The 1,701-nt window shown below is 52.3% G+C and carries 1 protein-coding gene and 1 pseudogene; both read left to right on the top strand.

Translation table 11 applies throughout. From position 1 onward, the window contains the following. Nucleotides 1-12 precede the first annotated feature (12 nt). On the top strand, nucleotides 13-1,149 hold the full coding sequence (locus tag BAA01_12430) for a hypothetical protein (protein OUM89485.1): 1,137 nt from the start codon (nucleotides 13-15) through the stop codon (nucleotides 1,147-1,149). A 15-nt stretch (nucleotides 1,150-1,164) separates the two neighbouring features. Further along, a pseudogene (locus tag BAA01_12425) lies at nucleotides 1,165-1,701 on the top strand (hypothetical protein).

Here is a 1,701-nt window from a genome sequence, read left to right as displayed (position 1 = left end):
ATATTACTCGGGTTGGACAATTATCGGCGTCCTGTGTTCTACGACGGCTGGCATCCGTCACTGGAAAACTTCAATCTGGTCATATTCGGTCGCTCTGGCGCAGGGAAAAGCTTTACCATCAAAATCATTACCAGACGATCCATGCTGGAAGGCATTATGACGGTGATCATTGACCCGGAACGGGAATACAAGAACCTGGTGCTGGCGACAGGAGGGCCATATATCGAACTGTCCCCAAAATCCAAGGATTATGCGCGGATCAACATCTATGACGTGCACGTGGAAGATGGCCGTGTCAATTTGTTTGAAACGATGAAAGGCGTGGAAGCCGTCATTTTCAAGATGCTGCGTTTGTTTGACGGGGGCAGGGCTATCACCAGCCAGGTGGCCGCGGCCCTGGAACAGACACTTGGACAATTGTATGATCGTTTCGGCATCACGGAAGATCCAAGAAGCCTTCATGATCGATACGGGAAACCGAAGCCAATGCCGACGTTGTTTGACCATTACCTGCTGATGAAGGAACACCAAGACCTCCAGGAAGTGGCCAATGTGGTCAGGATGTTCACCCGAGAAAGCCGGTATAAAAACCAGGCCATCTTTGACGGACAATCCTCCGTCAATATGTGGGACGCGCCGATTGCGGCAATCAGCATTGCTGATCTGGATCCCGACATCATGAAGCCGCTTGGGTTGTTTGTCGCGACCAAATGGATTTGGGAACGGTTTGCCAAAAGAAACAGGCAGAAAAGAAAACGGATCATCATTGACGAGGCGCAACTGCTGATGCAGCACCATGAATCTGCCGTATGGCTGGAGAACGCCTACCGGCAGGCAAGGAAAACAAACACTTCGATGTGCGCGGTGACGCAAGGGTTTGAAGTGTTCCTGCGGGTGCCAGAAGGGATGGGCGTGCTGAAAAACGCCCCGACAAAACTGCTTCTGAAACAGGAGCCGATTGATATTGACGCTGTTAAGGACAAGTTCTTCCTCAGTGAAGGGGAAGCCCAGTTCCTGCTTACGACCTCACCGGGGGTAGGGATTTTAAAAGCTGGCGATGACAGCGTTGTTGTAAACGTTCTGCCGACTCCCCAGGAATATCAGCTCTATACAACCGATCCGCGTGATTTGGAAAGGGCATTGGCCTAGAAGGGGGGTGATGTGATGCGAAAAGGCATGCTCCTTTTTTTGTGCCTTTTTTTGTTTGTCTCCGTCCCTGTGCATGCCGCTGACGGGGATTTCATGGAAGGCCAAGTGCAGGTGGAACCGCCCGGTTTCCTGGAGCGGGCCGGCGCGGCCATCCTGAACAACATCGCCAAATTCCTGGTTGAGTTCCTTGGACTGAAAGACATCAACACGCTGGTCTACCAAAGTGACGACCGGAACCTTGCAGGAGGAGGCCTGGTATACAACACCTTCCCGGCCAGCGTATGGGGAGCCATCGACCGGTTTTACGACATTTTCAGCGGGGTGGCCTATTACTTGCTGGCCATTGCCATCATGGCGTGGGCCATTATGGCGCTGTTTCGTTCCGATGACTATGACGGGCAACTGTCCCTCCGCGAGATGTCAGTGGGAATCCTCATTTATGTCATTGGAATGTACCTGGCCGGACACCTTATTCGGTTGTTCTTTCTGGTCAACGACTTCATCATCGCTTGGTCGGTGGATGTCTTGCGGGCCTATGGGTATGATCCATAC

The sequence above is a fragment of the Bacillus thermozeamaize genome (genome assembly GCA_002159075.1).
In the GTDB taxonomy this organism is placed as follows: domain Bacteria; phylum Bacillota; class Bacilli; order ZCTH02-B2; family ZCTH02-B2; genus Bacillus_BB; species Bacillus_BB thermozeamaize.
This window is presented reverse-complemented; position numbering and strand designations above follow the sequence as displayed.